Below are 26,414 nucleotides of genomic sequence, written 5' to 3'. Positions count from 1 at the left end.
CGGCTCCGGGGCAGTTGAGTTTCCTTCAAATCTGCGAGGCAGCCATGCCGCATCTCGTGCTCGACCCCCATCTCGCCCTGGACAAGGTCTCGATCCACTATGACGGCCAGCCGGCACCTGCCGTCGAGCGGGTTTCGATCGATGTCGCCAAGGGCGACTTCGTCGTGCTGGTCGGCCGCTCCGGCTGCGGCAAGACCTCGCTGCTCAACGTCGCCGCCGGCCTTGTCGCGCCGGCGCGTGGGCGTGCTACCATCAACGGCAAGTCGATCACAACACCGGGCTCGGACCGGGCGGTGGTGTTCCAGAACGATGCGCTGTTTCCATGGCTGACCGCGCGCGAGAATGTCGCCTTCGCGCTGCGGCTGCGTGGCATCAAGCCAGCCGAACGGGCGCGCCGCGCCAATGAATTGCTTGAGCTGGTGAAGCTCACCGATGCCGGCGACAAGCACATCTGGGAGCTTTCCGGCGGCATGCGCCAGCGCGTCGGCCTAGCCAGGGCGCTCGCCGCCGAACCTGAATTCCTGCTGCTCGACGAACCGCTCGGCTCCCTCGATGCGCTGACGCGCGAACGTATGCAGACGACGCTGCTCGATCTGTGGACGGCAAGCGATGTCGGCGTGCTGATGGTGACGCACGGCATCGAGGAAGCGCTGGTGCTCGCCACCCGCATCGTCGTGCTCGCGCCCGGGCCGGGCCGCGTGGTGCGGAGCTTCGAGCCCGGTTTCTCCAGGCGCTACGCGTCTGGCGAAACCATTCGCACCATCAAGGCCGATCCGGCTTTTGCCGCGGCTCGAGGCGAACTGACCGATGCGATCTTCGAAGGAGAGGCGGCATGACCGTTTCCTCCTACACGGAACGGCCGGCACACAAGATCGACGAGGCCGACGGCCTTTCGGTGCCGTGGTCGCGGCCAAGCCCGAAGCGCAATGGCATTTCCGCGCGCGCGGTCAGCGCTGTGACCATCCTGGTGGTGCTGGCGGTGTGGGCGCTGTCGGCCCGCCTGCAACTGGTATCGCCTGTGTTCCTGCCGTCGCCCGTGGCCGTATGGAACAGGTTCATCGTCGTCGCCCGCGACGGCTTCGTCGATGCGACGCTGCTCCAGCATGTCGTCGCCAGCCTGGGTCGAGTCTTTGCCGCGTTGGTCGCCGCCATTGTCGTCGGCGTGCCGGTTGGTCTCGCCATCGGCATCAGTGCCATTGGGCGCGGCATCTTCGATCCGCTGCTGGAATTCCTGCGGCCGATCCCGCCGCTTGCCTATCTGCCGCTGGTCATCATCTGGTTCGGCATTGGCGAGCCGTCGAAGATCCTGGTCATCGCCATCGCTATGCTGGCGCCTGTCGCGCTGTCGACCGCCTCGGGCGTCCGCGGCGTCTCGCAGGAGCGCATCAACGCGGCGCGCTCGCTTGGCGCGACACGAGGACAGGTGGTCCGCCACGTCATCCTGCCCAGCGCGCTGCCCGCGATCCTGACCGGACTGCGCATCGCGCTCGGCGCCGGCTGGTCGACGCTGGTCGCCGCCGAACTGGTCGCGGCGACGCGCGGCCTCGGCTTCATGATCCAGTCGGCCGCCCAGTTCCTCGTCACCGACGTGGTGGTGATGGGCATATTGGTGATCGCGGCCATCGCCTTCGTGCTCGAATTCACCATCCGCAGGATCGAGCGCGTGCTTGTCCCGTGGGCGGGACGGGAGTGACTGGAACCGGAAGAGCAGGAGAGAGTGATGACGCATTCCACCGCCGTGCTGTTCGCCCAGGTCCGCAACCGGCTTCTCGCCTTGACCAGGGACAAACCGTCGCTTGACCAGCAACCGAAATCGCCGGCGCCGGTGCGCTGGGACGCCGAGCGCGACCGGCTGCCGCCGCGCGACGAGAGTTTTTACTGGGCCTGGCAGTATTGGTCGCAGTGAAGGGGCGGGGCACCAACGCAGCGATGGAGATGAGCGGCGATCCTTCGCGCCCCCCTCTGCCCTGCCGGGCATCTCCCCCTCAAGGGGGGAGATTAGCAGCTTCAGCCTCGCTGCCTTCTTTCGATGATGGAGATTGGCGAAAGCAGTGATGACGGCCAATCTCCCCACTAGAGGGGGAGATGTCCGGCAGGACAGAGGGGGGCGCCACAGATCGCCAGGGCTGGTTCTGCAGCTCACCCCCGCGACCGGTTCGCCCAGACCAGCCCCACCAGTCCGACCAGCACGGTGACGAGGCCGACATAGAGCCATTGCGACTGGCCGGTCATGAAGCTGCCGCCGATCGCGCCGATGCCTTGCAGTGCCCACAGCGCGCCGATGGCAAGCACAATCAACGCCAGCAGATTTTTGGCTAGTCTCATTGCCGGATCTCCCTTTTGAAGTCGATCGAGTACGCCGCTACGGCCGCGATGGACGAGCCAAAGGAAGTGGCCCGATCGCGTCAACTTCTACTTGGATATTTATGCTCGATCTTGTCAAACAAATCCCGGATACCGGCACGAAGATCATCAGGAATTGATCATCTCGCGCCGGAAAATCCCTGACAGACTGTTACCCAGCGACTCCAAACGTGTGATCTCGCCACGGAACCGACAGATGATTGCCGCATTTCCTGCCTTATTTGGCTCCTAACGGCTGGGGTCTGCAAGAAAACGGAGCCATCCCCCAAATATGAAGAACTCGAAACAGACCGCGCTTGTCGCGGTAACGGTCGTTGCTGGCCTGATGGTCGGCGCGTCTTCGGCAACCGCCGCGGCACAGTGCGGACGCGCCTCCTGGTACGCCCTGCACTCGAAGACCGCCTCGGGAGAGCGGATGAACCCGTCGGCAATGACCGCCGCGCACCGCACTTTGCCCTTCGGCACCAAGCTCAGGGTCACCAACAAGAACAACGGCCGCAGCGTCATCGTGCGCATCAACGATCGCGGACCGTTCATCAGAGGTCGCGTGCTCGACCTGTCGAAGGGTGCGGCCGGCGAACTTGGCTTCATCGGCTCCGGTCATACCGCCGTGTGCATGGCGCGCGTCTGATCAGGCTCGGGTCCGGCTCGGATCGGACCCGCTGATACCGGCGTCTTCGCAGCCGCACACTGAGCCGGCTCGCGCCGTTCAGGGCCGATTTTCAAAGCCTTGAACCAAAGAAGCATTCATCACGCCACGTGACGTATTGCATCGCAGCAATTAGTTGTTAACTTCGCCACGGGACATTTAAGGCTCGGCGCTGCTCGTCGTTCCTTCGGTCGCAGCAGCAGCGGGGTTCTCGATGTTCTACCAGCTCTATGAAATGAACCACGCCGCCATGCAGCCGGCGCGCCTCTATGCCGATGCGGTGCGCCTGCTCTACACCAATCCGCTCAATCCGTTTTCCCACACGTCCTGGGGCCGTTCGGTCGCGGCGACCGCCGAACTGTTCGAGCGCACCACGCGCCGCTACGGCAAGCCGACCTTCGGCCTGGACAAGACCGTGGTCGACTGGAAGAGCGTCGATGTTAGCGAGAAGACGGTCTGGTCTCGGCCGTTCTGCAATCTCGTTCGCTTCGAACGCTCCGTTCCCGCCGGGCGCAAGCCCGATCCAAAGCTTCTTATCGTGGCGCCGATGTCGGGCCACTATGCGACACTGCTGCGCGGCACCGTGGAAGCCATGTTGCCCCATGCCGACGTGCACATCACCGACTGGGTCGATGCCCGCATGGTGCCGCTGGCCGACGGCAGCTTCGATCTCGACGATTATATCGACTACATCATCGACATGCTGCATGCGCTGGGCCCCGACACGCATGTGATGGCGGTTTGCCAGCCCTCAGTGCCGGTGCTGGCCGCCGTGGCGCTGATGGAAACCAAGGGCGATCCCTTCGTGCCGTCGACGATGACCCTGATGGGCGGGCCGATCGACACCCGCCGCAATCCGACGGCGGTCAATCTGCTGGCGCAGGAAAAGGGCATCGACTGGTTCCGCGACAACGTCATAATGACCGCGCCTTGGCCGGTGCCGGCCTTCGGCCGCGAGGTCTATCCGGGCTTCCTGCAGCTGTCCGGCTTCATGAGCATGAACCTCGACCGCCACATCATCGCCCACAAGGACTTCTTCATGCACCTGGTGAAGCATGACGGCGACAATGCCGAGAAGCACCGCGACTTCTACGACGAATATCTGGCAGTCATGGACCTGACGGCGGAGTTCTACCTGCAGACCGTCGACACCGTCTTCGTGCGACAGGCCTTGCCCAAGGGCGAGATGACGCATCGCGGCACCAGGATCGACCCGTCTGATATCCGCAATGTCGCGCTGTTCACTGTCGAGGGCGAGAACGATGATATTTCCGGCCTTGGCCAGACCAAGGCGGCGCATGATTTGTGCCCCAACATCCCCGCTGAACGGCATGCCCACTATATGCAGCCGGCGGTCGGCCATTACGGCGTGTTCAACGGCTCGCGCTTCCGCTCCGAAATCGTGCCGCGCATCGTCGATTTCATCACCAGCTATGGACGCCAGAACCGCGTTGCGGCGAAGCCGAAGCTGGTTCGTACCGCCAAAAGATAATCCATGTCGCACAAAGGCATGCCCATGGGCGTGACCCGAGGTCGCAGTGGTTTTGGGCCACGACATACATAAAACAAGGCTTGGAGGCGACCATTCGGGCGATTCGGCGGGCAAAAACCGCAGGCGATTCTGTTGCACAAGTGCCGCCGTCCAGCCCCTCGGGTAACCATGCCGACAATCCGACCGTCGTCGTAATTGACATGGACTGTAAATCCCCCTTAACCTTTCGTTAATAACAAAGGGTGAGCGGGGACAATGATTTCCTCATCAGTGGCGCGAAGGCTGCGCGTGTACGCGGCGGCCGGTCTGGCAGTAACGGGATGCTGGATGGCACCGGCTTTGGCGGCCGGAGCGATGGCGACCGGGGGCCTCACCTCGCAGCCGATCGGCCACTATGATTTCTGCAAGCTGCATCCGAGCGAATGCTCGATCCACCCGACCGATCTCGCGCCGGCCCCGATGACCGACGGGCTGATGCGCAAGCTTCTCAACGTCACCGCCAGGGTCAACGCTGCCGTCAAGCCGATGAGCGACATGGACATTTACGGCAAGGACGAGGTCTGGGCCTATCCTGACAAGGGCGTCGGCGATTGCGAAGACTACGTGCTGGAGAAGCGGCGCCAGCTTTCGCGCATGAGCATCTCGCTTGCCGATCTGCTGATCACCGTCGTGCGCAAGCCCGACGGCGAGGGCCACGCGGTGCTGACGGTGCGCACCGACATGGGCGACTACGTGCTCGACAATCTGACCGACAAGGTCAAGCCATGGGACGCGACCGGTTACCGCTTCCTCAAACGACAGGCGATCGATAACACCGGCCGCTGGGTCTCGATCCGCGGTGGCCAGCAGGTGCTTGTCGGCGCGGTCCAGTAGCCGACAGTCGTGACGCAGCCTCCCCGCTTCGTCATCCTAGGGCGAAGCAAGGAGCGAAGCGAAGCGGCGCAGACCCTAGGATACATGCCGTGAGGCCGATGAAGAACAAGCCGCGTAGAATAAAGGCTCTGTTCCGTAGCGATCCTTCCCAACCACCTGTATGAGCAAGGTTCCGCACTGCCGCGGCGCTCGTAACTCGCGGCATGTCCCTTGGGCTGCGGAGCAGCTCCAGGGGTCTGCGCGTCCGCTTCGCTCCCGCTCCGCCCGTGGATGACGAACACGGGGGAGACCGCCGAGCAAATTTTCACATCCCTCCGTGAACCATTCCGTCCCGGCCGACGACACACAGCCGTGAACCGAACCCAACCATGGAGACTTCAAATGACTGCCTTTCTGCGCAACACCTTTCTCGCCGCCATCGCCGTGTCGGGCCTGGCCGGATCCGCTTTGGCCGATCAGACCATTCCAGGCTGCGCCAACAGCAAACTCAATAACCTGTGGAGCGGCCGCTGTTGCGGCATCGGCACATCGGACTGCCTAGGCGGCGAAAAAGGTAACCACGAGCATCACGACAAAGGTGGCCGGGGAAACAATGGCGGCACGGCCGGCAAGAAATGATCTCAGACAGTTGCCCGCTGGCGGTTCGCCGGCGGGCACTCTTTGCGATCAGGCCGACGCCCGTCGCAAGATCCGGCTGAAACAGGTCACACCCGCCGGCCCAGCGCCGCGCGGATCGATGCGGTGATGCGGCGAAGCTCCGCTTCGTCGATTTTCTCGATGTTCTCGGCCAGCAGATTGGCCAGTTCGGTGGCGGCGGGGGAAAGACCGGATGTATCGAGCTTCACGCGCGGATGCGAGGCTTCGGCCAGCCGCGCCAGTTCCTCGGCGTCGTCCCAGATGACGTTGAAATAGCCGATGATCTTCTGGATCAGCGTCCAGGTCGGCGCCCCGCGCCTGCCATGCTCGAGCGCCGACAGATAGGCGGCACTGACGCCGATCGCCGCCGCCATGTCCTTCTGGCTGACGCCGCGTTCGCTTCTCAGCGCCCGTAGCTTCTCGCCGAACGGGGTCATGAACGCGCCCTCCGCAGTCGGATATAAAGCGCGCCCGAACCGCCATGGTTGCGGGCGGCGTGGTCGTGGCTGGAGACCAGCGGGCGGAAAGCAGGCGTCGACAGCCAGGCCGGCACGGCGCGCCGCAACACGCCGTCGCCGCCGGAGGATGATCCCTTGCCGGTGATCACGAGGACATAGCGGATGCCGCCGGCGTGCGCCCGGTGCAGGAACGAAAACAGCAGCGAATAGGCCTCGTCCTGGGTCAGGCCGTGCAGATCGACGCGGCCCTCGATCGGCAGCCGGCCCTTCGACAGCTTGTCCAGCGTCGGCTCGTCGAGCGCATGCGCGACATGCTGGGTCTTCGGCTTTGCCGCGCCGGGCGGATTGGCAGCGGCCGGCGCAGCTTGCGGCGGTGTCGATCTGGCCTCATTGGCGATGTCGGGAATATCGACGGCGATCCTGCCCTTTAGCGGTTTGGCCGTCCGCGCCACCAGGTTCCACAGAACGCGGTCGTCTTCGCTGAGTTTGTCCGGCCGGCGGATCATCGATTCGACCCCGAAACAAGCGCGCGCGGCACCAGCGCGTAAAAATCCGCCGCATTGCGGACCACGCCCGCGATCTCGCCGGCCGCGTCGCCCGAACCGGCGAACAGGTCACCGCGCGCGGGCCCGGTGATTGCCGAACCGGTGTCCTGCGCGATCATCAGGCGCCGGAACGGTCTTGCGTCGAACGCCGTGAGCGACGGTGCGTCGATGTAGAACGGCGTGCCGAAAGTGTGCAGCAGGCGGTCGACGGCAATCGATCGTCCCGGCGTCAGCGGCACCTTGCCGGCGGCGATCGGACCCAGCGACGCGTCATCGACATCGGCCTCGCGGAAGAAGATGTAGGAGCGGTTCTGCCACAGGATCTCGTCGACGCGGTCCGGATGCGCCTTGAACCAGGCGCGGATCGACTGCATCGTCACCTCCGCCGGCGGGATTTCTCCCAGTTCGCTCAACAGCTTGCCGGGTCCGGTGAAGCGCTGGCCGGATTTGGCGGCATAGGTGACGCGGGCAAGCCGGCCGTCGGTCATGTTCAGTCGGGCCGCGCCTTGCACGTGAATGAAGAAGGCATCGACCTTGTCGGCCAGCCAGGCGATTTCCAGGCCCCTGCCATCAAGCGCCCCGCGCTCGATCTCGCCGCGATCGAAATACTCGACCGGCCCGTCCGGCGTCCGGCGGGCGAAGGCGAGGTAGGAATCCAGTCCGGGCGGCCGGTTGCTGTCGTCGATATCGACGAGATCGGCCGGACGGCTGAGCAATGGCACCGAAAATCGCCGGGTTCGCACCGGCGACGCTTCGACCACGGGCTCGTAAAAGCCGGTGACGAGGCCGGCGCCACCGTTCTGGGCGGGGATATGCATGGGCAAGAAATGGCGCTCGAAGAAAGCCCGGGCTTCCTTTCGATCCAGAAATGGCGACCGATTCGCCGGCGAAATGGTGCGAGCCTCGGCGTAGGCATTGGTGAAGGCATCAAAATTGATGCCGAGCGCACCGCTGCGATACGGTTTGGTCAGGACGTGAAAGGCCGAGCGGCGAAAGGCGGCGAAGGCCGCCAGATGGTCGTCATCGTTCCAGCCGGGGAGGTCGGCAAAAGATTTTTCGACAAAGAGGGGCGATAGCGACACCGGAGCCTCGCCGCGTGTTCCCTAGTCTTCTTCCTCGGTGGCGACGAGCTTCCAGTTGGGATCGCGCGAGCGGGTGTCGCGGGCGAAGGTCCAGACGTCCTTGACCTCGGCCACGGTTTCGGGGTCGCCGTCGATAACGGCGCCCGCCTTGTCGCGAGTCGCCGAAATCAATTCGCTGATGATGCGCAGCGTGACATGCGCCTCACCGCCCTTCATCTCGGCCGAGACGATGTCGGCCTTGTCGATCCCGACGAAAGACGACTGGATCTTTTCCGCCTTGGCCTCGCGCTCGCCGATGGCAGAGACAAAGCCGTCAAAGACCTCGCGCGACAACAGGTTCTTCAGCGTTTTGCGGTCGCCGTCGGCATAGGCCATGACGATCATCTCATAGGCCATCTTGGCACCGTCGACGAAACTCTTCGGCTCGAAGGACGGATCATTGTCCTTGATGGAGCGCAGACCCTTGTTCAAGTCGGTGTCGGGCTTGGCAAAGGCGTCGATCGCCGCATAGGTATCGCCCGCGGGCTCGCCCGGCAGACGCTTGCGCGGCAGCGAGACGACGTTCTCGGATTTCTGGGCGGCATCCTTGTCGCCGCCGCGGGCCGCCGTATAGGGATCGAAGGGCGGCCGTTCGCTGCCGGTGCGACGGCCCAGCACATTGCGCAGCTGGAAAAAGATGACCACCGCCGCAATCAGGAAGAAAATCGTGCCGAAGTCGAAGAAACCCATATCTTCCGCCAATCAATCCCTGCCCTGTGGCCGGACCGTCAGGCCCAATGGCCGCGGTCGCATAGCGTTCAACATTCAAAGCATATAGAACGCAAGGCGCAATCATTCAAATCAAAGGCAGGCATACCTATCTAACGGCCTCAGTGCCAGCGGCGATTGCTCGCCGCCGAAACAATCGAACGGTCAAAACGATCCAAAAGGTTGCCAAGACTTGCGCATTTCATTCCTTCCGCTTTTTGTCCTGGCGCTTCCGCTGCTGGAAATCGCCGGCTTCGTGGTCGTCGGTCGCCAGGTCGGCGCTTTGGCGACGGTCGGCCTGGTGCTGGCGTCGAGCGTTGCCGGCGCGCTGCTGCTCAGGCATCAGGGTTTCGGCGTCATGACGCGTATCCGCGCCGAAATGGACGCCGGCCGCGATCCGAGCCGGCAACTCGCGCATGGCGCGATGATCATGCTGGCGGCGATCCTGTTGATCATCCCCGGCTTCATCACCGACATTATCGGCCTGCTGCTGTTCCTGCCGCCGGTCCGAGACCTTGCCTGGCGAGCGTTGAAAGGCCGCGTCGTGCTGGCCACCAGTTTCTCGACCGGCGGTTTCCGCGGCCGGCAGCGCGACAAGACCATCGACCTCGAGGATGGCGATTATTCGCGCGAAGACGACTTCAAGCGCGGACCGGACCACAACTCGCCCTGGCGCCGGCTCAAGGACGATTGAAGCCGCCCCTGGCGTTATCCCCGGAACGGAGAAGCAAGGCGGCAAACCTTGTCTTGTCATCCCTGCCATGGTAGCGAACGCCCGATTTCAATTCGGTCAGCGACGCTGCCCAGGCAAGAGGACGAAGGCTTATGGCCAGCAAAGATGACGCGCCGGTCGGCGCAGCCAACGGAAACGGCAATGCGGCGCAGCCGTCGCTCAACGTTCTGGCGCAGTATGTGAAGGACCTTTCCTTCGAGAGCCCCGGCGCGCCGAATTCGCTGCGCGGCCGCGACAAGGCGCCCGGCATCGCCATCAACGTCAACGTCAACGCCAACCCGCTCTCCGACAAGCAGTTCGACGTCAATTTGACGCTGAACGCCAAGGCGTCCTTCGACCAGGAAGTCCTGTTCAATGTCGAGCTGGTCTATGGCGGCGTGTTCGCCATCGCAGGCTTCCCTCAGGAACACATGCTGCCGATCCTGTTCATCGAATGCCCGCGCCTCCTGTTCCCGTTCGCCCGCCAGATCATCGCCGAGGCAACCCGCAATGGCGGCTTCCCGCCGCTGATGCTCGACCCGATCGACTTCGCGCAGATGTTCCAGCAGAAGCTGGCCGAGGATCAGGCCGCTTCCAAGGTCAAGGTGAGCTGAGGCCTGCCTGCCACCGATTGTGAAAAGCCCGGCCTCGCGCCGGGTTTTTTGTTGAAGGCTGGCGGGACAACCGAGGCGTCGGAGGGACAGCACCCCCCTCTGTCCTGCCGGACATCTCCCCCGCAAGGGGGGAGATTGGCAGCTTCAGCATCGGTGCTCACTTTACAACGTCAATGATTGGCGAAAGCAGAAGCGACATCCGATCTCCCCCCTTGCGGGGGAGATGTCCGGCAGGACAGAGGGGGGTGTGAAGGATCGCCGCGAACGGCATTGGTCCCGTCTTGCTTAGCCAGCCGCAACCTTCAGCCACAGCGCCTTCTCGCCCAACGTCGCGACCATGCCGGCGTGCGCGGCGCGCTCGGCTTCGGTCAGGCGGAGCGGCAAGGATGCCGGGCGCTGGCTGATGATGATCTCGATCTGGCGGACATTCTCGCGGCCTTGCGCCGGCGCGGTGGCGCTGTCGAGGATGAGGGCTGCCTGCTTGCCGCCGATCAGCTCGATATAGACCTCGGCCAGCAATTCGGAATCGAGCAGGGCGCCGTGCTTGGTACGCTTCGTGTTGTCGATGCCATAGCGCCGGCAGAGCGCGTCGAGCGAATTGGGGCCCATCGGGTGCTTGCGGCGCGCCAGCGCCAGCGTGTCGACGACAACACCGTTGTCGATGAGGGGATGACCGAGACGGCCGAATTCGACATTGAGGAAGCCGACATCGAAGGTGGCGTTGTGGGCGACCAGCTTGGCGCCTTCGGTGAAGTCCAGCCACTCCTGCGCAATTTCGGCAAAGGTCGGCTTGCCCGCGAGGTCCGCGGCGCTGATGCCGTGCACGGCCTGCGCGTCGGCGTGGATCGCGCGTCCTTGCGGGTTGATATAGTGGTGGAAGGTCTTTCCGGTCGGAAAGCGATTGACCAGCTCGACGCCGCCAAGCTCGATCACGCGGTCGTCGCGCGAATCGAGGCCGGTGGTTTCGGTGTCGAAAATAATCTCACGCATCGAATCAGTCGCTCCAAAGAAGCAGGATCGTGAGACCGGAACAAAATGGCAATGGGCAATGCTGACGCGGTGGTGTCAGGAGTGCAGCTTATCCCCGGAGAGTTCGGCAATGATGGCAGCCACGGCGGCGCGGGCGGAGCCCAATCCCTGGCCGGTATCGACGACGAAGTCGGCCAGCTTGCGTTTTTCCGCATCTGGCACCTGCCTGGCCAGGATCGAATCCAGTTTTTCCTCGGTCATATCAGGCCGCGCCAGAACGCGTTCTCGCTGGATTTCGGGTGGCGCGGTGACGACGACGACCTTGTCGACGCGGTCGCGGCCGCCGGTTTCGAACAGCAGCGGAATGTCGAGGACGGCAATCGGCGCGCCGGCGGCACGATGACGCGCCAGAAAAGCGTCGGCGTCTGCGCGCACCAGTGGATGGATGATCGCTTCCAGCCGCTTCAGTGCGGCGGCGTCACCGAGAACACGCGCGCCAAGCTTTGCCCGATCGACTACGCCGGCGGATGTGGTGCCGGGAAAGGCCGCCTCGACAAGGGGCGCGGCCTTGCCGGCATAGAGGCGATGCACCGCCGCGTCGGAATCATGGACCGGCACGCCGGCCTCGACGAACATCTTGGCCGTGGTCGACTTGCCCATGCCGATCGAGCCGGTGAGGCCGAGCACGATCATGGCTTCGGTACCAGATCGGCAACGATGAGCGCGCGCAGCTCAGCCGTCACCTGCGGCCTGATGCCGAACCAGCGCTCGAAGCCGGGCACCGCCTGATGCAGCAGCATGCCGAGGCCGTCGACGGCCTTGAGGTTTCTCGCGCGGGCCGCCGCAAGCAGCGGCGTCTCCAGCGGCACATAGACGATGTCGGTGACGATGGCGTGGTCGGGCAGCAAAGCGGGATCGGCGGACAGGCCTTCATTGCCGTGCATGCCGAGTGCGGTTGTGTTGACCAGCAGCCCGGCATCGGCAAGCAGTTCACCGGTCGCCGCCATGCCATGCGCCGAAACGCCGGCGCCGAAACGATCGCGCAATTCCATAGCCCGGCCGAGCGTGCGGTTGACGATGCGGATGTCGGCAACGCCACGCTGCTTCAGTGCATGGATGACGGCGCGGGACGCGCCGCCGGCACCGAGCACGACTGCCGGGCCGTTGCTCGCCCAGCCCGGCGCATGTTCGTCGAGGTTAGCGGCAAAGCCGTGCGCATCGGTGTTGCCGCCCCACAAGATGCCGTCCTCGAACCACAGCGTGTTGACGGCGCCGATCTCTTGCGCCGCCTGGTCGCGGTTGTCGGCCAGCGCGAAAGCCGCCTCCTTATGCGGGATGGTGACGTTGCCGCCGCTATAGCCGTTGGCCTGCAGCGTCTTCACGAACGCGGCAAAGTTTTCCGGCGCGACATCGATCGCCTCATAGCTGCCGCCGATGCCATGCTTGGCCAGCCAATATCCGTGGATCTTCGGCGAGCGCGAATGCTTGATCGGGTGACCGGTAACGAAGGCCTTCCTTGTCGCCTCAACCATCGATCGCTCCGAGCGTGCGCAGTTCGGCCAGCAGCGGCAGCAGCGGCAGGCCGACAATGGTGAAATGGTCGCCCTCGATCTTGTCGAACAGCTGGATGGCTTCGCCTTCGATCTGGTAGGCGCCGACGCTTCCCAGCGCCTTGGCACCGACGCGGGCGAGATGGCGGCCGATGAAGGCTGGGTCGAGCTTGCGCATGGTCATCGAGGCGATGCCGACATGTCGCCACAGCACCGCGCCGTCGCGGACCAGCACGGCGGCGCTGTTCAACTGATGGGTCTTGCCAGACAGCGCCAGTAAATGACGGCGCGCGCCTTCCCTATCGGCCGGCTTGTGGAACACCTCGTCGCCGAGCGACAGCGTCTGGTCGCAGCCCAGCACCAGGGCGCCCGGCCTGCGCTCGCTGACTTCGGTGGCCTTGGCCTCGGCCAGCACCAGGGCGACATCCTCGGGCGAGACCCCGCTGTCCTGCAAAGGCGCCTCGAGCGCCCGCTCGTCGATTTCAGCCGGAATCGCCTCGACGTCGACACCGGCATTGACCAGCATCGCCTTGCGGAACGGACTGCCTGAAGCGAGGATGATTTTCTCGGTCATGATTTTTCGCCTGATTAATTGTCGTTGACCGCCGCAATACAGAGGGTTGCCATAGGTTGGCGGGACAGCGCGACGTTTCAGACACTATCTCAAGCCTGGGGTTGCGCACGGCTCCAACTATCTATTCTTCCCCCTCAGGGCAACGATCGCCGCCGCCGTTTCCTCGATCGAGCGGCGGCTGACGTCGATCATCGGCCAGCCGTGGCGCGTGCAGATCTGGCGGGCATAAGCGAGCTCTTCGGCGATGGCTGCGCGGTCGACATAGTCCGATGCCTCGTAAGAACTGCTGGTGCCGAGGAGGCGGTTTTGCCGGACATGCGAGATGCGCTCGGCGGTGGCGACCAGCCCGACGATCAGCGGTGTTTTGGCGTTGACCAGGCTTTCCGGCACCGGCACGCCGAGCACGATCGGGATGTTGGCGGTCTTGATGCCGCGGTTGGCGAGATAGATGCTGGTCGGCGTCTTCGAGGTGCGCGAGATGCCGATCAGCACGACATCGGCATCGTCCATGTTGAGCGGCAGCTGGCCGTCATCATGGTCCATGGTGAAATTCAGTGCGTCGATGCGGCGAAAATATTCGGCATCGAGAACATGCTGGGCGCCGACGCGGCGGCCGGCCGGCGTGCCGAGATAGGACTGGAACACGGTCAGTACCGGCTCCAGCACCGACACACAGGGCAGCCCCATCGTCGCGCAGCGCTCGTCGATGCCGCGCGCCAGCTTCTGGTCGACGACCGTATAGAGAATGATGCCGGGCTCTTCCTCGATGTCCTCGAACACTTTCGCTACCTGCTTTTCGGTGCGGATGAGCGGATAGATATGCTCGATGGCGCGCGCATCCTTGTATTGCGCCGAAGCCGCCCGGCCGGCGGCGAGCAGCGTTTCGCCGGTCGCGTCGGAAATCAGGTGCAGATGGAAGAAGCTTTGGGGTTTGTTCACAGGGGGGTCACCTGGGGCTGTGGGCATCTGTGGATAGAGCGGGATGAAAAGACGGGCCGATCGGACGCGACTGTATCAGAAGGTGGTTTGTCCACAATTCGTTGCTCTGTCAGCTTCGCCGGGCGGCTGGGGACAAATCCGGGGACGGCTTTCCCTGCCTCTCGCCTGTCCACAGGGCGGGCTTTTCCCCACGTCTCGTAACGCTTTGACTCCAGAGGCGGATTCCTGTTCGTCCCCAGAACCCTGCAGTTTGGAAAAAGAAGCACGCGACAATATGTTGGCTGGTGTTTTCCGGGGCAAAGCGGGACAGGTGACAACCACCAGAACCAACAGACTCTTAGAATCAGAAGAATCTTAGATATAAGAATCTTTGATTATAGAAGAGGCTGGGAGAAGCGAGCGCTCGATGCCCCCGAACCGGATCATGCTGGACGTGCTGAAGGGCAAGGCTCACTTTCCGCCTCCGCTCTGGATGATGCGTCAGGCCGGGCGCTATCTGCCGGAGTATCGGGAGACACGCAGACGGGCCGGTTCGTTCCTGGATCTCTGCTATGACCCCGACCTTGCCGTCGAAGTGACCTTGCAGCCGATCGAGCGTTTTGGTTTCGATGCATCGATCCTGTTCTCGGACATCCTCGTCGTTCCGCATGCGCTTGGCCGCGACGTCCGCTTCGAAGAGGGGCGAGGACCGTTGCTGACGCCGATTACGGCGCCGGAGATTGCGGCTCTGGAAAGCAAGCTGTTTCACGTGAATCTCGAACCGGTCTACGAGACGGTTCGCCGGCTGCGGGCCAGACTGCCGGACGAGACGACCCTGATCGGCTTCTGCGGTGCACCGTGGACGGTGGCGACCTATATGATCGCCGGCCATGGCACGCCCGACCAGGCGCCGGCCCGGCTTTTTGCTTACCGCGAGCCGGCGGCCTTTCAACGACTGCTGGAAGTGCTCGCCGATCATTCGGCCGCCTATCTCATCCGTCAGATCGAGGCCGGCGCCGATGTGGTGCAGATTTTCGATTCCTGGTCAGGGGTGCTCGATGACGCCTCCTTTGAACGGTTCTGCGTGCAGCCGGTGACCGAGATCGTCAGGCAAATTCGGGCCGTTCATCCCGATGTTCCTATCATCGGTTTTCCCAAGGGCGCCGGCGCCCGCTACCAGACCTACCGCCAGAAGACCGGCGTAACGGGGCTGGGGATCGACTGGACGGTGCCCCTGGAGGCGGCGAAGGATTTGCAGCGCCTAGGTGCGGTTCAAGGCAATCTCGATCCCTTGCGGCTCGTGGCAGGCGGCAAGGCACTGTCCGACGGCGTCGAAGCGATCTTGGAAGCGCTGGGAGAGGGGCCGCTGATCTTCAATCTCGGCCACGGCATCACGCCGGAGACGCCGATCGCCCATGTCGAGGCGATGGTGAGACAAGTGCGGAGCGCGACACGCTGATGGCCGAGATGAAGAACGCGAACAGCACCGGGCAGGCGATGATGCGCATGACGATCAGCATCGGCGTGCTGGTCGTTCTCACCGGGCTTTTGTATTTCGCGGCGCCGGACAGTTTTTATCCGTGGGCCAAGGCGATCCATATCCTCGCCGTCATCTCGTGGATGGCCGGCATGCTCTATCTGCCGCGGCTGCTGGTCTACCACGCCGATGCCGAGAAGGGTTCCGTGCAGTCGGAGACCTTCAAGGTGATGGAGCGGCGCCTGCTGCGCGGCATTGTCAATCCGGCGATGATCGTCACTTGGGTGTTCGGTCTCTGGCTCGCCTGGAAAGGCTTCGGTTTCGAGGGCGGCTGGCTGCACGCCAAGATCGGGGCGGTGCTTTTGCTGTCCGCCGTTCATGGCTACCTGGCCGGCGCGGTACGCAAATTCGCCGAGGACCGCAACGAAAAGCCCGCCAGGCACTGGCGAATCGTCAACGAGATCCCCACATTGCTGATGATCGCCATCGTCATTTTGGTCGTCGTCAAGCCGTTCTGACGCTTGTCGCGCAAGGGTGGTCTCCTGATTGGGGTGACGGCTGCATGATGCGCTGCGGGCCTTTATCGGGCCTCGCAAAACGCAGCTTGCTCTTTCAACCGACCGACGATAAAAGACGGGTCTTCCTTCCCGTCATGCGCCGCCCCTCAGTGTCTTCGGCCGCGCCCGGCATTTGTCGCATCCCGCCGATATTTTCCCAAAGCTTACCCAGACTCCATCTATTCAAGGTCCGTCTATGCAAGAAATGAAACTCGCCGAGTTCAAGAACAAGAAACCGCCAGAGCTGATCGCTTATGCCGAATCGCTCGAGGTCGAGAACGCCAGCGTCATGCGCAAGCAGGAGCTGATGTTCGCGATCCTGAAAAAGCTGGCTGCCCAGGACGTCGAGATCATCGGCGACGGCGTGGTCGAGGTGCTGCAGGACGGTTTTGGCTTCCTGCGCTCGGCCAACGCCAATTATCTGCCAGGTCCCGACGATATCTATATTTCACCGTCGCAGATCCGGCGCTTTTCGCTGAAGACCGGCGATACGGTCGAAGGGCCGATCCGCAGCCCGAAAGAGGGCGAGCGCTATTTCGCGCTGCTCAAGGTCAACACGATCAATTTCGACGATCCCGAAAAGATCCGCCACAAGATCCACTTCGACAATCTGACGCCGCTCTATCCGACCAAGCGGCTGAAGATGGAGATCGACAATCCGACCACCAAGGATATCTCGGCGCGCGTGATCGACCTGGTCGCGCCGATCGGCAAGGGCCAGCGTGCGTTGATCAATGCGCAGCCGCGTACCGGCAAGACGGTGCTCATGCAGAACATCGCCCACTCGATCACTGCCAACCATCCGGAATGCTATCTGATCGTGCTTCTGATCGACGAGCGGCCTGAAGAAGTGACCGACATGCAGCGCTCGGTGAAGGGTGAGGTGATCTCCTCGACCTTCGACGAGCCGGCTGTTCGCCACGTGCAGGTCGCCGAAATGGTCATCGAAAAGGCCAAGCGCCTTGTCGAACATGGCCGCGACGTCGTCATTCTGCTTGATTCCATCACCCGCCTCGGTCGCGCCTACAACACCGTGGTGCCGTCATCCGGCAAAGTGCTGACCGGCGGTGTCGACGCCAACGCGCTGCAGCGGCCGAAGCGCTTTTTCGGTGCGGCGCGAAACATCGAGGAAGGCGGTTCGCTGACCATCATCGCCACCGCGCTGATCGATACCGGCAGCCGCATGGACGAAGTCATCTTCGAAGAGTTCAAGGGCACCGGCAACTGCGAAATCCAGCTCGACCGCAAGGTGGCCGACAAGCGCATCTATCCGGCCATGGACATATTGAAGTCCGGCACCCGCAAGGAAGATTTGCTGGTTTCCAAGCAGGACCTGCAGAAGATTTTCGTGCTGCGCCGCATCCTGGCGCCGATGGGAACCACCGATGCGATCGAGTTCCTGATCGACAAACTCAAGCAGACCAAGACCAACGCGGACTTCTTCGATTCGATGAATACGTAGGAGCTTACCCTCCCCCTTGTGGGGAGGGTCGATCCGCGCAGCGGAGCGGGGTGGGGGTCAGCACCGAGGTTGGCGATTCACCCCCGCCCCGTCTCACGATCTACGCTTCGCTACGATCGCGAGCCGACCCTCCCCACAAGGGGGAGGGTGTCATCTCAACAGCTTCTCCAACTCCCCAGCATCCGTAACCGCCGGCAGGCAAACCTGTCCCGTACAAAACCACGCACCCGCCTTGTCGGTCGGCGGCAGGATTCCGCCGGGCAACATGGGTCGATTCGCAGCCGTACCGATCGCCGCGACAATATCCACGCGACGTGGATCCGGGCTTCGATTCGCAACCGGAACGAGCTTCGGGTCGTCCAATGCATCGATGATGACCAGCTTGAGCGGCTCGATGGCCAGCGCGCAGGCATTGACGATGCCGGCCTGGCCATAGGCCTGATGCGCAGCGCGGCCGGCAGCGTGCTCGGCGATCTTCCAGGCTTTCTCCTGCAGGTCGAGATCGCCGGTGACGGAGGCCAGCCGAACCAGTGCCTCGATGATCTGGCCCGTCGCTGACGGAATGGCCTCGTCGACATCGCCCCGGATGCGGATCGGCACGTCGGCGCTGTCCGAAGCGGTCAGGTAATAGCCTGTTCCTTCGGTGTCGGCATGCCACAGGTCCAACTGCTCAATGAACTGGCTGGCTTGCTCGACATAACTCCAATCGCCGGACGCTTCGAACAGCGAGATCGCCGCATTGGTCATGGCGGCGTAGTCGCTGGACAGAGCAGGGAACAATTTCCTGGCGCCGAGCATCGAATGCGGCAAGCGGCCGTCGCGGCTGGCGGAATTGATGTGGGCAAAGGCCTTTGCCGCCGCGCCGATCCAGTCAGGCCGGGCCAGCGCCCGGCCGGCCTCCGCAAGCGCTGCAATCATCAGGCCGTTCCAGTCGGTGAGCGTCTTTGCATCCAGGCCGGGCCTGACACGCTCTTCCCGCACAGTGAGAAGTTTCGTCTTGAGCGGCCTAAGGGCTTCCCGATCGACCACACTTTGCGCCTGCTGGGAGCGGGTTTGGTGGACAATTGGCTTGCCTTCCCATCCATGCGGGCTGGACAGGGTGAAGTGGTTGAAAAACAAGGCGGAATCGTCGCCGAGGGCGGCTTTTATTTCGTCCCTGCTCCAAGTGTAGAACAATCCTTCCTCGCCGTCGCTGTCGGCGTCGAGACTGGTGGCAAAGGCGCCCCCTTCGACGCGCATTTCGCGCAGCAGCCAGTCGACCGTCTCTTCGATTCGTAGCCGGAACAGTTCGTTGCCGCTCGCCGCATAGGCCCAATTGCAGAACCGGATGGACTGGGCGTTGTCGTAGAGCATTTTTTCAAAATGCGGCACCAGCCATTCGGCATCGGTCGAGTAGCGGCTGAGCCCACCGCCAATATGGTCGTAGATGCCGCCGCTTAGCATCTGTTCGAGGCTGAGCAGGACGTCGTCGCGATGGCTGGCGTTGCCGTCGCGTAGCCAGGACAGCCAGAGCGTGAGCATGAACGGGGCATTGGGGAATTTCGGCGCGCCGCGAAGGCCGCCGAGATCGCGGTCGACCATGCTGTCGATGCCCTTGGCAAGCTCCGCCAGCGCATCGCGGTCGAGTGCCGTCCTTGCATGCGAACCGGCGAGCCGGGCTTCGACATGGGCCGTCAGGCCGTCGGCGCTCTGGTTAAGGCTTGCCCTCTTCTCGCGCCACGCCTTGTCCACCGCCTCCATCACCTGGATGAAACCAGAGCGGCCATAGCGCGGCTCGCGCGGGAAATAGGTGCCGCCCCAGAATGGCTTGCCGTCCGGGGTCAGGAACATGGTCAGCGGCCAGCCGCCTTGCTCGCCCATCGAGGAGAGTGCGGCCATATAGATCTGGTCGATGTCCGGGCGCTCTTCGCGGTCGACCTTGATATTGACGAACAGACGGTTCATGACGGCGGCGACGTCGTCGTCTTCGAAACTTTCATGCGCCATGACATGGCACCAATGGCAGGCGGCATAGCCGACCGAGAGCAGGATCGGCCTGTCCAGAGCCTTTGCCTCTTCAAGCGAAGCCGGCGACCAGGCGCGCCAGTGCACGGGATTGCCGCTGTGCTGCTGCAGGTAGGGGCTGGCTTCTTCGGCAAGCAGGTTTTGTGTGGGTAGCGTCACGATGGGCAAACTCGGTTGGGAGTAGTCATATGGACGTAGGGCGGTTCAGCAAAGCGGGCAAATGATTTCAGGCGAATCCATCGTTGCGTTATCAAGCGGTCGACTGCCGGCGGGCGTCGCCGTCATCCGCATTTCCGGCTCGCAGACTCGATTCGTGGTCGAAACGATTGCCGGCGCCACGGTTAAGGACCGCTCGGCGGTTTTGCGCAGGCTGCGGGCGCCCGATGGAACCGTGCTCGACAACGGCCTGGTCGTGTTCTTTCCCGGACCGGCCAGTTTTACCGGCGAGGATGTCGCTGAATTCCACGTTCACGGCGGACGCGCCGTGGTGGCCAGGATGCTGGAGGTGATCACCAGTTTCGACGGCGTCAGGCATGCCGAACCAGGCGAATTCACGCGCCGCGCCTTTCTTAACGGCAAAGTCGACCTGGTCGAGACCGAGGCGCTGGCCGATCTCGTCAATGCCGAGACCGAGGCGCAGCGGCGCTTCGCGGTGCAAAATGCCGAGGGCGCCCAGAGCGAGCTCTATCTTGGCTGGAGGCGCCGGCTGACCCACGCTCGCGCCATGATCGAGGCGGAGATCGATTTTGCCGACGAAGACGATGTCCCCGGTTCCGTTTCGGATATGGTCTGGTCCGATGTCCGAGCAATGATCGAAGAAATCTACCGGCATAGCGCCGGATTTCGCGCCGCCGAAATCATCCGTGAAGGCTTCGAGGTGGTTATCCTTGGTGCGCCCAACGCCGGTAAGTCGAGTCTGTTCAACGCCCTGGCACGGCGGGATGCCGCTATAGTAACGGATGAACCCGGCACGACGCGCGATCTGCTCGAGGTGGTGCTCGACCTGGAGGGGATTCGCGTCCGGTTGGTCGATACGGCCGGCTTGCGCGATGCGCCGGGCAAGGTCGAGGCCATCGGCATCGAGAAGGCCAGGGCCAAGGCACATGGCGCCGATCTGCTGCTGCTGCTGCAGGACGTCGCGGACCCCAGGCCCATCGGTTCGTTGCCGACCGGTGCGCCGAGCTTGCGGGTCGGCACAAAGCTCGATCTGCTGGATAGTCGCGCGGCAAGCGACGCGGCCGCGAACTATGATCTTGTCATCTCGGTGAAGGCCGGGACCGGCGTGGACGCATTGCTGGCGGAAATCGGCCGTCGCGCCGCCGAGGCGGCCGGCGGCGCCGGCGATATCCTCCCGTCGCGCCTGCGCCATGTCGAATTGCTTGGCGAGACCAACCGCCATCTGCGTCGCGCCACAGACAGTCTGGCTGTCGGACAGGAATTGCGTGCCGAGGAACTGCGGCTCGCCGCCGATCGCCTCGGCCGGATCGTCGGCGCCATCGACGTCGAGGACATGCTGGACGTGATTTTCTCGCAGTTCTGCATTGGGAAATGACTCACGTGAAACCGTGGGCCTCGAACAGGAGTTGGTTTCTGGCGCAGAGGCCTGACGGCGCTGCGGACTGCACGCGTTGCCAATTGGCGGAAACGCTTAACGTCTCGTCATCCTCGGGTCTGCGCGTCCGCTTCGCTCCCGCTCCGCCCGTGGATGACGAAAGTTGGCAGGGCTGCAGCGAACGGCCTCACTGCAAATGACTCACGTGAAACACCGCTGCAACTCCCCTCCACCTTGTTTCACGTGAAACTCGCTGCCGAGTTTTCTTGACAGCACCGCCCTACGGGGACATGTGTCCCTCATTCAATCGAGTCTGGGAAGTTTGTTATGACCAATCACTATGATGTGGTTGTGGTGGGCGGCGGCCACGCGGGGTGCGAGGCGGCGGGCGCGGCCGCGCGCGCCGGTGCCAGAACTGCCCTGGTCACGCTGCGCTTCGACACGATCGGTGTCATGTCATGCAATCCGGCCATCGGCGGGCTCGGTAAGGGTCACCTGGTTCGCGAGATCGATGCCCTGGACGGCCTGATGGGCCAGGTTGCGGATGCTGCCGGGATTCAGTTCCGGCTGCTCAATCGCCGCAAGGGTCCTGCGGTGCGCGGACCCCGCACGCAGGCCGACAGAAAGCTCTATCGCCTTGCCATGCAGGAAGCGATTCGGCAGCAGAACGATCTCGACGTGGTCGAAGGCGAGGTTTTGGATTTCGAAATCGCCGGCGGGCAGATAGCGGCGGTCCTCCTGGCCGACGGCCGGCGTCTTGCCTGTGGCGCGGTCGTTCTGACCACCGGTACCTTCCTGCGCGGGCTCATCCATATCGGCGAGAAGAAGATCGTCGCCGGCCGGATGAACGAGCAGGCGAGTCTTGGCCTGTCTGCGACGATGAACCGGGCTGGTTTCAAGCTCGGACGTCTGAAGACCGGTACGCCGCCGCGGCTCGATGGCCGGACGATCGATTGGGCGTCGCTGGATAGCCAAGCCGCGGACGAGTATCCGGTGCCGTTCTCGCTGCTGACGGACCGCATCGAGACGCCGCAGATCGATTGCGGCATCACGCGCACGACGACGGCCACACATGAGCTGATTCGCCTCAATCTCAGGCGCTCCGCCATGTATTCCGGTTCGATCGAAGGCGTTGGGCCGCGCTATTGCCCGTCGATCGAGGACAAGATCGTCAAGTTCGGCGACAGGGACGGGCACCAGATCTTCCTCGAGCCGGAAGGGCTCGACGACGATACCGTCTACCCCAATGGGATTTCGACTTCTCTGCCTGAAGATGTGCAGCTCGACCTGTTGAAAACCATTCCGGGGTTGGAGCGCGCCACCATGCTGCAGCCCGGCTATGCCATCGAATATGATCATGTCGATCCGCGCGAGCTGCACCAGACGCTGGAGACAAAGCGCATCGGTGGCCTCTTCCTCGCCGGCCAGATCAACGGCACCACCGGTTATGAAGAGGCAGCCGGGCAAGGCTTGCTCGCCGGCCTCAACGCGGCGCGGCGCGCGTCAGGCAGCGAGCAGATCGTGCTCAGCCGCACCGAAGCCTATATCGGCGTGATGGTCGACGATTTGACCAGCCGCGGCATCAGCGAACCCTACCGGATGTTCACCTCGCGGGCCGAGTTCCGGCTGTCGCTGCGCGCCGACAATGCCGATGAGCGGCTGACGCCCCTGGCTGCGAAACTGGGCATCGCGTCGACGCGGCGGATGCAGCGCTATGGGGCTGTCATGCATCGCCTCGATGGGGCGCGGGAGCTGGCGAAGTCGCTCACCCTGACCCCCAATGAAGCGGCGCGGCACGGGCTTGAGATCAACCGGGACGGCGTGCGTCGTTCAGGCTATGAATTGCTGTCCTATCCCGATGTCGATGTGACCTGGCTGGCCGGTATCGATTCGCGGTTTGCAGAAATCGACGGCAAGACGGCGGAACGCCTCGAAACAGAAGCCAAATATTCGGTTTACCTGGATCGCCAGAAGACGGATGTGGCGCAGATCAGACATGAGGAGGGCCGGCTGATCCCGGAGACGGTCGATTTCGCGGGCGTACCGGGCCTGTCCAACGAGTTGAAGCAGAAGATCCAGGCGCGACGGCCGCGCTCTATCGCCGACGCCCAGCGCATGGAAGGCATGACTCCGGCTGCGCTGGCGATCATCGTCGCTCATGTTCGCCACGCGGAGAGCGCCCAGCGCCTACAAAGGGATGTTGCGTGACTTCTTCTTCATGGAAGAGCCTGCAGGACGCAGCAGGCCCGGTTTCACGTGAAACATTCGATCGGCTGGTGGCGTTCGAGCAGATGTTCCAGAAATGGAACCGCAGCATCAATCTGGTTGCACAATCGACGGCTGGCGATGTCTGGCAGCGCCACATCCTTGACAGCGCCCAGCTGGCGCGAATCGAGCCCCGGGCGACGCGCTGGGTAGATCTCGGGTCTGGCGGTGGATTTCCGGGCCTAGTAATGGCCTTCCTGCTTGCCGAGCGTGACGGCGCCAGCATCGACCTGGTTGAAAGCAATCGCAAAAAAGCATCCTTCCTGCAGGCGGTCGTTGGGCAGTTCAGCCTGCCTGCGCGGGTTGTGGCGCGCCGCATCGATGATAGCCATCTGCTTGTTTCGGCACCGCAAATCGTCACGGCACGGGCACTCGCCGCGCTTTCGACCCTGCTGGACCTGTCAGCGCCATGGCTGATTTCAGGTGCGCGTGGCCTGTTTCACAAAGGCCGGGATTACCGCGCCGAAGTGGAAGAAAGCGTTCACCGATGGTCCTTCGATCTGGTAGAACATCCAAGTGTGACCGACGCTAGCGGCGTCATTCTCGAATTGTCGAACTTGCGACCTGTCTGATCTGCTCCAGGCGACCCGAAGCGACCTGAAAAATGAATTTCTGGCATAGACCCATGATGAAGAATGGCCCCCGAATCATCACCGTAGCCAATCAGAAGGGCGGCGTCGGCAAGACCACTACCGCCATCAACCTGGCGACCGCGCTGGCCGCGATCGGCGAAAAGGTGCTGATCGTCGATCTCGATCCGCAAGGCAATGCCAGCACCGGCCTCGGCATCGACCGCAAGGATCGGACGGTCTCGTCCTATGATGTGCTGACAGGCGAGCTGGATCTGGAAGCCGCGGCCATCCCGACAGCCGTGCCCGGCCTGTCGATCGTGCCGTCGACGCTCGACCTGCTTGGCATCGAAATGGAAATAGCCTCGGCGCCGGACCGGGTGCTCAAGCTGCGCAATGCGCTGCGCGCCGCGACCGAGCGCGGGGCACCGTTTGGCTATGTGCTGATCGACTGCCCGCCTTCCCTCAACCTTTTGACGTTGAATTCAATGGCGGCAGCCGATTCCGTTCTTGTGCCGCTGCAGTGCGAGTTCTTCGCGCTGGAAGGCCTCAGCCAGTTGCTGGAGACGGTCGAGCAGGTGCGCCGCTCGATCAATCCAGAGCTTATTATCCAAGGCATCGTGCTGACCATGTATGACGGCCGCAACAATCTCGCCAACCAGGTGGTGCAGGACGTTCGCGCGCATATGGGCGACAAGGTCTACGAGACCATCATTCCGCGCAACGTGCGGGTGTCCGAGGCGCCGTCCTACGGCAAGCCGGCCATCCTCTACGACCTCAAATGCTCGGGCAGCCAAGCCTATCTGCAATTGGCATCGGAAGTGATCCGCCGCGAGCGTAAATTGCGCGCCGCTTGATAAGATCGGATGCATAGTTAAAGTCGGTTCGAGGCCGAAACGATCGCTTCTTGGAATATACGGGACTTTGGAACAAAGATGAGCGACGACCTTTCGAGAAAGAGACTGGGCCGTGGGCTGGCGGCGCTGATCGGCGAGATCGATCGTCCGGCAGCGCCGGAAAAGCCCGGCATGAGCGCCGACGGCAAGGTGCCGATCGAGTTCCTGACCCCCAACCCGAAAAATCCGCGCCGGCATTTCGGCGACGCCGAACTGACGGACCTTGCCCAGTCGATCCGAGAGCATGGTGTCGTCCAGCCGGTGGTGGCGCGGCCTTCGCCGACGCAGGCCGGCCGCTACGAGATCATCGCCGGCGAGCGGCGGTGGCGCGCCGCGCAGCGCGCCGGCCTGTCCGAGATCCCGGTCATCATCCGCGAGGTCAACGACCGCACGGCGCTGGAACTGGCAATCATCGAGAATGTCCAGCGCACCGACCTCAATGCGGTCGAGGAAGCGCTTGGTTATCAGCAGCTGATCGACGAGCACGGCTACACCCAGGCCGATCTCGGTCAGGTGATCGGCAAGAGCCGCAGCCATGTCGCCAACACGCTGCGGCTGCTCAAGCTGCCGGAGGTGATCCGCGACATGCTGGTCGACGGCGCGCTGTCGGCAGGGCACGCCCGCACGCTGGTGACGGCGGAAGATCCGGCCGGCCTTGCCAAGCGCATCGTCGAAGAGGGGCTGTCGGTGCGCCAGGCCGAAGCGCTGGCGCAGATGCCGGCCGGCAGCAGCAGCCCGAAGGAGGCCAGGCCGGCGCCGAGTCCGGAGCAGAAAGACCCCGACACGCTGGCGTTGGAAAAGCTGTTGACGGATACGATCGGCATGATCGTGTCCGTGGAACACAAGGGCAAGGGTGGCGTGCTGCGCATCGCATATCGGTCTCTGGAGCAGCTTGATGAGCTGTGCAGACGGCTGAAGCAGGAGCGGTAGTTAGCCGGCGCATTGTCAGCGGCACGAGTATGACTGGCGATTGCCGGTCTTCTCTCTTTGCAGCGTTGGTGATTGGCGAAATCCGCGAAGCCGCGAATCTCCCTCCTTGAGGGGGAGATGGCCGGTAGGCCAGAGGGGGTCGCCTCACATTAAGCGCCGACGCCCTTGCGGAAGCAAAGAAGAGGTCAGCGCCTCACGTCCGGCGACCCCCTCTGTCGCCTTCGGCGACATCTCCCCCTTGCGGGCAGGGCTATCGCATATGAGTAAAGAGCTTGAAGAGGAAGTCTCTGTTCCATCTGGCTCTTCGCATCTTGCTGGCGATGGGTTTGTCGAGAGGATGGGCTTGCAAGATGTTTTGGGCGAGGCGTCTGATGATGGCCAGGTTTTGCGGCCCGTTATCCTTGCGGGTTCGGGCATCGTCCTCATGGAAGACGACATCGAGGCTCCAGTGCAACTGGTTCTCGATGGTCCAATGTGCTCTGACGGTCTCGGCCAGTCTTTTGGGCATGAGCACTTTGG

At 63.2% G+C, this 26,414-nt stretch carries 28 protein-coding genes and 1 pseudogene; 17 read left to right on the top strand and 12 right to left on the bottom strand.

Annotation, left to right across the window (positions count from 1 at the left end):
• Positions 1-44 precede the first annotated feature (44 nt).
• From NKJ89_RS23135 to NKJ89_RS23125, 3 genes are read left to right on the top strand one after another with little or no spacing between them, the layout of a single operon-like run.
• Positions 45-836, top strand: a complete 792-nt coding sequence (locus NKJ89_RS23135; protein WP_352605896.1) for a taurine ABC transporter ATP-binding protein — start codon at positions 45-47, stop codon at positions 834-836.
• A complete protein-coding gene (locus NKJ89_RS23130) occupies positions 833-1,693 on the top strand; it encodes an ABC transporter permease subunit (RefSeq protein WP_352605894.1) in 861 nt (286 codons plus the stop codon). The genes NKJ89_RS23135 and NKJ89_RS23130 overlap by 4 nt, the downstream gene beginning before the upstream one ends.
• 27 nt (positions 1,694-1,720) lie before the next feature.
• A complete protein-coding gene (locus NKJ89_RS23125; RefSeq protein ID WP_352605892.1) occupies positions 1,721-1,906 on the top strand; it encodes a hypothetical protein in 186 nt (61 codons plus the stop codon).
• 233 nt (positions 1,907-2,139) lie between these two features.
• Here the strand turns inward: NKJ89_RS23125 and NKJ89_RS23120 are convergent, their stop codons facing one another.
• Entirely contained in the window at positions 2,140-2,325 is a 186-nt protein-coding gene (locus NKJ89_RS23120) for a hypothetical protein (RefSeq protein WP_352487685.1), read from the bottom strand.
• Positions 2,326-2,635: 310 nt separating this feature from the next.
• Between NKJ89_RS23120 and NKJ89_RS23115 the strand changes: the two genes are divergently transcribed.
• The 4 genes from NKJ89_RS23115 to NKJ89_RS23100 all read left to right on the top strand — a co-directional run bounded on the left by NKJ89_RS23115 (position 2,636) and on the right by NKJ89_RS23100 (position 5,996).
• Positions 2,636-2,995, top strand: coding sequence for a septal ring lytic transglycosylase RlpA family protein (locus NKJ89_RS23115; protein WP_023763092.1), 360 nt, complete (start codon positions 2,636-2,638; stop codon positions 2,993-2,995).
• Between the two features lie 232 nt (positions 2,996-3,227).
• Complete coding sequence (locus NKJ89_RS23110) at positions 3,228-4,505, top strand: polyhydroxyalkanoate depolymerase (protein ID WP_352605890.1); 1,278 nt, start codon at positions 3,228-3,230, stop codon at positions 4,503-4,505.
• Positions 4,506-4,760: 255 nt separating this feature from the next.
• Positions 4,761-5,378: a transglutaminase-like cysteine peptidase gene (locus tag NKJ89_RS23105; protein WP_031261456.1), complete on the top strand. Its 618-nt coding sequence runs from the start codon at positions 4,761-4,763 to the stop codon at positions 5,376-5,378.
• Between the two features lie 381 nt (positions 5,379-5,759).
• On the top strand, positions 5,760-5,996 hold the full coding sequence (locus NKJ89_RS23100; protein ID WP_023763095.1) for a hypothetical protein: 237 nt from the start codon (positions 5,760-5,762) through the stop codon (positions 5,994-5,996).
• Between the two features lie 86 nt (positions 5,997-6,082).
• On the opposite strand, the gene NKJ89_RS23095 is transcribed toward NKJ89_RS23100, so the two are convergent.
• Genes NKJ89_RS23095 through NKJ89_RS23080 form a run of 4 tightly spaced genes read right to left on the bottom strand, consistent with a single transcriptional unit; the run spans position 6,083 to position 8,828 of the window.
• The gene (locus NKJ89_RS23095; protein WP_352605888.1) at positions 6,083-6,451 is read right to left on the bottom strand and encodes a helix-turn-helix domain-containing protein; all 369 of its coding nucleotides are present in this window, start codon (positions 6,449-6,451) and stop codon (positions 6,083-6,085) included.
• Positions 6,448-6,978, bottom strand: a complete 531-nt coding sequence (locus tag NKJ89_RS23090; RefSeq protein WP_352605886.1) for a Smr/MutS family protein — start codon at positions 6,976-6,978, stop codon at positions 6,448-6,450. Before NKJ89_RS23090 ends, NKJ89_RS23095 begins: the two co-directional genes overlap by 4 nt.
• Positions 6,975-8,099, bottom strand: coding sequence for a murein transglycosylase A (gene mltA, locus NKJ89_RS23085; RefSeq protein WP_352605884.1), 1,125 nt, complete (start codon positions 8,097-8,099; stop codon positions 6,975-6,977). The genes NKJ89_RS23090 and mltA overlap by 4 nt, the downstream gene beginning before the upstream one ends.
• A 21-nt stretch (positions 8,100-8,120) precedes the next feature.
• The gene (locus tag NKJ89_RS23080; protein WP_352605882.1) at positions 8,121-8,828 is read right to left on the bottom strand and encodes a Tim44/TimA family putative adaptor protein; all 708 of its coding nucleotides are present in this window, start codon (positions 8,826-8,828) and stop codon (positions 8,121-8,123) included.
• A 211-nt stretch (positions 8,829-9,039) separates the two neighbouring features.
• Here NKJ89_RS23080 and NKJ89_RS23075 point away from each other — a divergent pair, with 211 nt between their 5' ends.
• Together NKJ89_RS23075 and secB are read left to right on the top strand one after the other, a co-directional pair.
• Positions 9,040-9,540, top strand: a complete 501-nt coding sequence (locus tag NKJ89_RS23075) for an FxsA family protein (RefSeq protein WP_352605880.1) — start codon at positions 9,040-9,042, stop codon at positions 9,538-9,540.
• A gap of 131 nt (positions 9,541-9,671) precedes the next feature.
• Positions 9,672-10,172, top strand: coding sequence for a protein-export chaperone SecB (gene secB / locus NKJ89_RS23070; RefSeq protein ID WP_023763101.1), 501 nt, complete (start codon positions 9,672-9,674; stop codon positions 10,170-10,172).
• A 285-nt stretch (positions 10,173-10,457) separates the two neighbouring features.
• Here secB and dnaQ read toward each other — a convergent pair whose 3' ends face one another.
• The 5 genes from dnaQ to NKJ89_RS23045 form a co-directional block, all read right to left on the bottom strand.
• Positions 10,458-11,162 (bottom strand): DNA polymerase III subunit epsilon, encoded by a 705-nt coding sequence (gene dnaQ / locus NKJ89_RS23065; RefSeq protein ID WP_352605878.1) that lies wholly within the window; start codon positions 11,160-11,162, stop codon positions 10,458-10,460.
• A gap of 75 nt (positions 11,163-11,237) precedes the next feature.
• Positions 11,238-11,834: a dephospho-CoA kinase gene (gene coaE / locus NKJ89_RS23060; protein WP_352605876.1), complete on the bottom strand. Its 597-nt coding sequence runs from the start codon at positions 11,832-11,834 to the stop codon at positions 11,238-11,240.
• A complete protein-coding gene (locus tag NKJ89_RS23055) occupies positions 11,831-12,673 on the bottom strand; it encodes a shikimate dehydrogenase (RefSeq protein WP_352605874.1) in 843 nt (280 codons plus the stop codon). Before NKJ89_RS23055 ends, coaE begins: the two co-directional genes overlap by 4 nt.
• Positions 12,666-13,265 (bottom strand): Maf-like protein, encoded by a 600-nt coding sequence (locus tag NKJ89_RS23050; protein WP_352605872.1) that lies wholly within the window; start codon positions 13,263-13,265, stop codon positions 12,666-12,668. The genes NKJ89_RS23055 and NKJ89_RS23050 overlap by 8 nt, the downstream gene beginning before the upstream one ends.
• 117 nt (positions 13,266-13,382) lie before the next feature.
• Entirely contained in the window at positions 13,383-14,204 is an 822-nt protein-coding gene (locus NKJ89_RS23045) for a pyruvate, water dikinase regulatory protein (protein WP_352605870.1), read from the bottom strand.
• A 406-nt stretch (positions 14,205-14,610) separates the two neighbouring features.
• On the opposite strand from NKJ89_RS23045, the gene hemE reads away from it, so the two are divergent.
• The 3 genes from hemE (at position 14,611) to rho (ending at position 17,679) form a co-directional block, all read left to right on the top strand.
• Entirely contained in the window at positions 14,611-15,642 is a 1,032-nt protein-coding gene (gene hemE / locus NKJ89_RS23040) for a uroporphyrinogen decarboxylase (RefSeq protein WP_352605869.1), read from the top strand.
• Positions 15,642-16,178: a protoporphyrinogen oxidase HemJ gene (hemJ, locus tag NKJ89_RS23035; RefSeq protein ID WP_352605867.1), complete on the top strand. Its 537-nt coding sequence runs from the start codon at positions 15,642-15,644 to the stop codon at positions 16,176-16,178. Before hemE ends, hemJ begins: the two co-directional genes overlap by 1 nt.
• Positions 16,179-16,413: 235 nt before the next feature.
• Entirely contained in the window at positions 16,414-17,679 is a 1,266-nt protein-coding gene (gene rho / locus NKJ89_RS23030) for a transcription termination factor Rho (RefSeq protein WP_031261426.1), read from the top strand.
• 150 nt (positions 17,680-17,829) lie between these two features.
• Here the strand turns inward: rho and NKJ89_RS23025 are convergent, their stop codons facing one another.
• A complete protein-coding gene (locus tag NKJ89_RS23025) occupies positions 17,830-19,842 on the bottom strand; it encodes a thioredoxin domain-containing protein (RefSeq protein ID WP_352605865.1) in 2,013 nt (670 codons plus the stop codon).
• 61 nt (positions 19,843-19,903) lie between these two features.
• Between NKJ89_RS23025 and mnmE the strand changes: the two genes are divergently transcribed.
• From mnmE to NKJ89_RS23000, 5 genes are all read left to right on the top strand, one after another.
• Positions 19,904-21,235, top strand: coding sequence for a tRNA uridine-5-carboxymethylaminomethyl(34) synthesis GTPase MnmE (mnmE, locus tag NKJ89_RS23020; RefSeq protein ID WP_352605863.1), 1,332 nt, complete (start codon positions 19,904-19,906; stop codon positions 21,233-21,235).
• Between the two features lie 327 nt (positions 21,236-21,562).
• Positions 21,563-23,443, top strand: coding sequence for a tRNA uridine-5-carboxymethylaminomethyl(34) synthesis enzyme MnmG (mnmG, locus tag NKJ89_RS23015; protein ID WP_352605861.1), 1,881 nt, complete (start codon positions 21,563-21,565; stop codon positions 23,441-23,443).
• Complete coding sequence (gene rsmG / locus NKJ89_RS23010) at positions 23,440-24,072, top strand: 16S rRNA (guanine(527)-N(7))-methyltransferase RsmG (RefSeq protein ID WP_352605859.1); 633 nt, start codon at positions 23,440-23,442, stop codon at positions 24,070-24,072. Before mnmG ends, rsmG begins: the two co-directional genes overlap by 4 nt.
• A gap of 53 nt (positions 24,073-24,125) precedes the next feature.
• Complete coding sequence (locus tag NKJ89_RS23005) at positions 24,126-24,926, top strand: ParA family protein (protein ID WP_352605857.1); 801 nt, start codon at positions 24,126-24,128, stop codon at positions 24,924-24,926.
• 78 nt (positions 24,927-25,004) lie between these two features.
• Positions 25,005-25,895, top strand: coding sequence for a ParB/RepB/Spo0J family partition protein (locus NKJ89_RS23000; protein ID WP_352605855.1), 891 nt, complete (start codon positions 25,005-25,007; stop codon positions 25,893-25,895).
• Positions 25,896-26,237: 342 nt separating this feature from the next.
• Here the strand turns inward: NKJ89_RS23000 and NKJ89_RS22995 are convergent.
• Positions 26,238-26,414 (bottom strand): annotated as a pseudogene (locus NKJ89_RS22995) (ISAs1 family transposase); the annotation flags it as partial.

Origin of the sequence: Mesorhizobium sp. M0047 (genome assembly GCF_040323315.1) — a bacterium.
In the GTDB taxonomy this organism is placed as follows: Bacteria; Pseudomonadota; Alphaproteobacteria; order Rhizobiales; family Rhizobiaceae; genus Mesorhizobium.
Note: the sequence above shows the minus strand (reverse complement) of the source record. Positions and strands in the feature narration are given on the sequence as shown.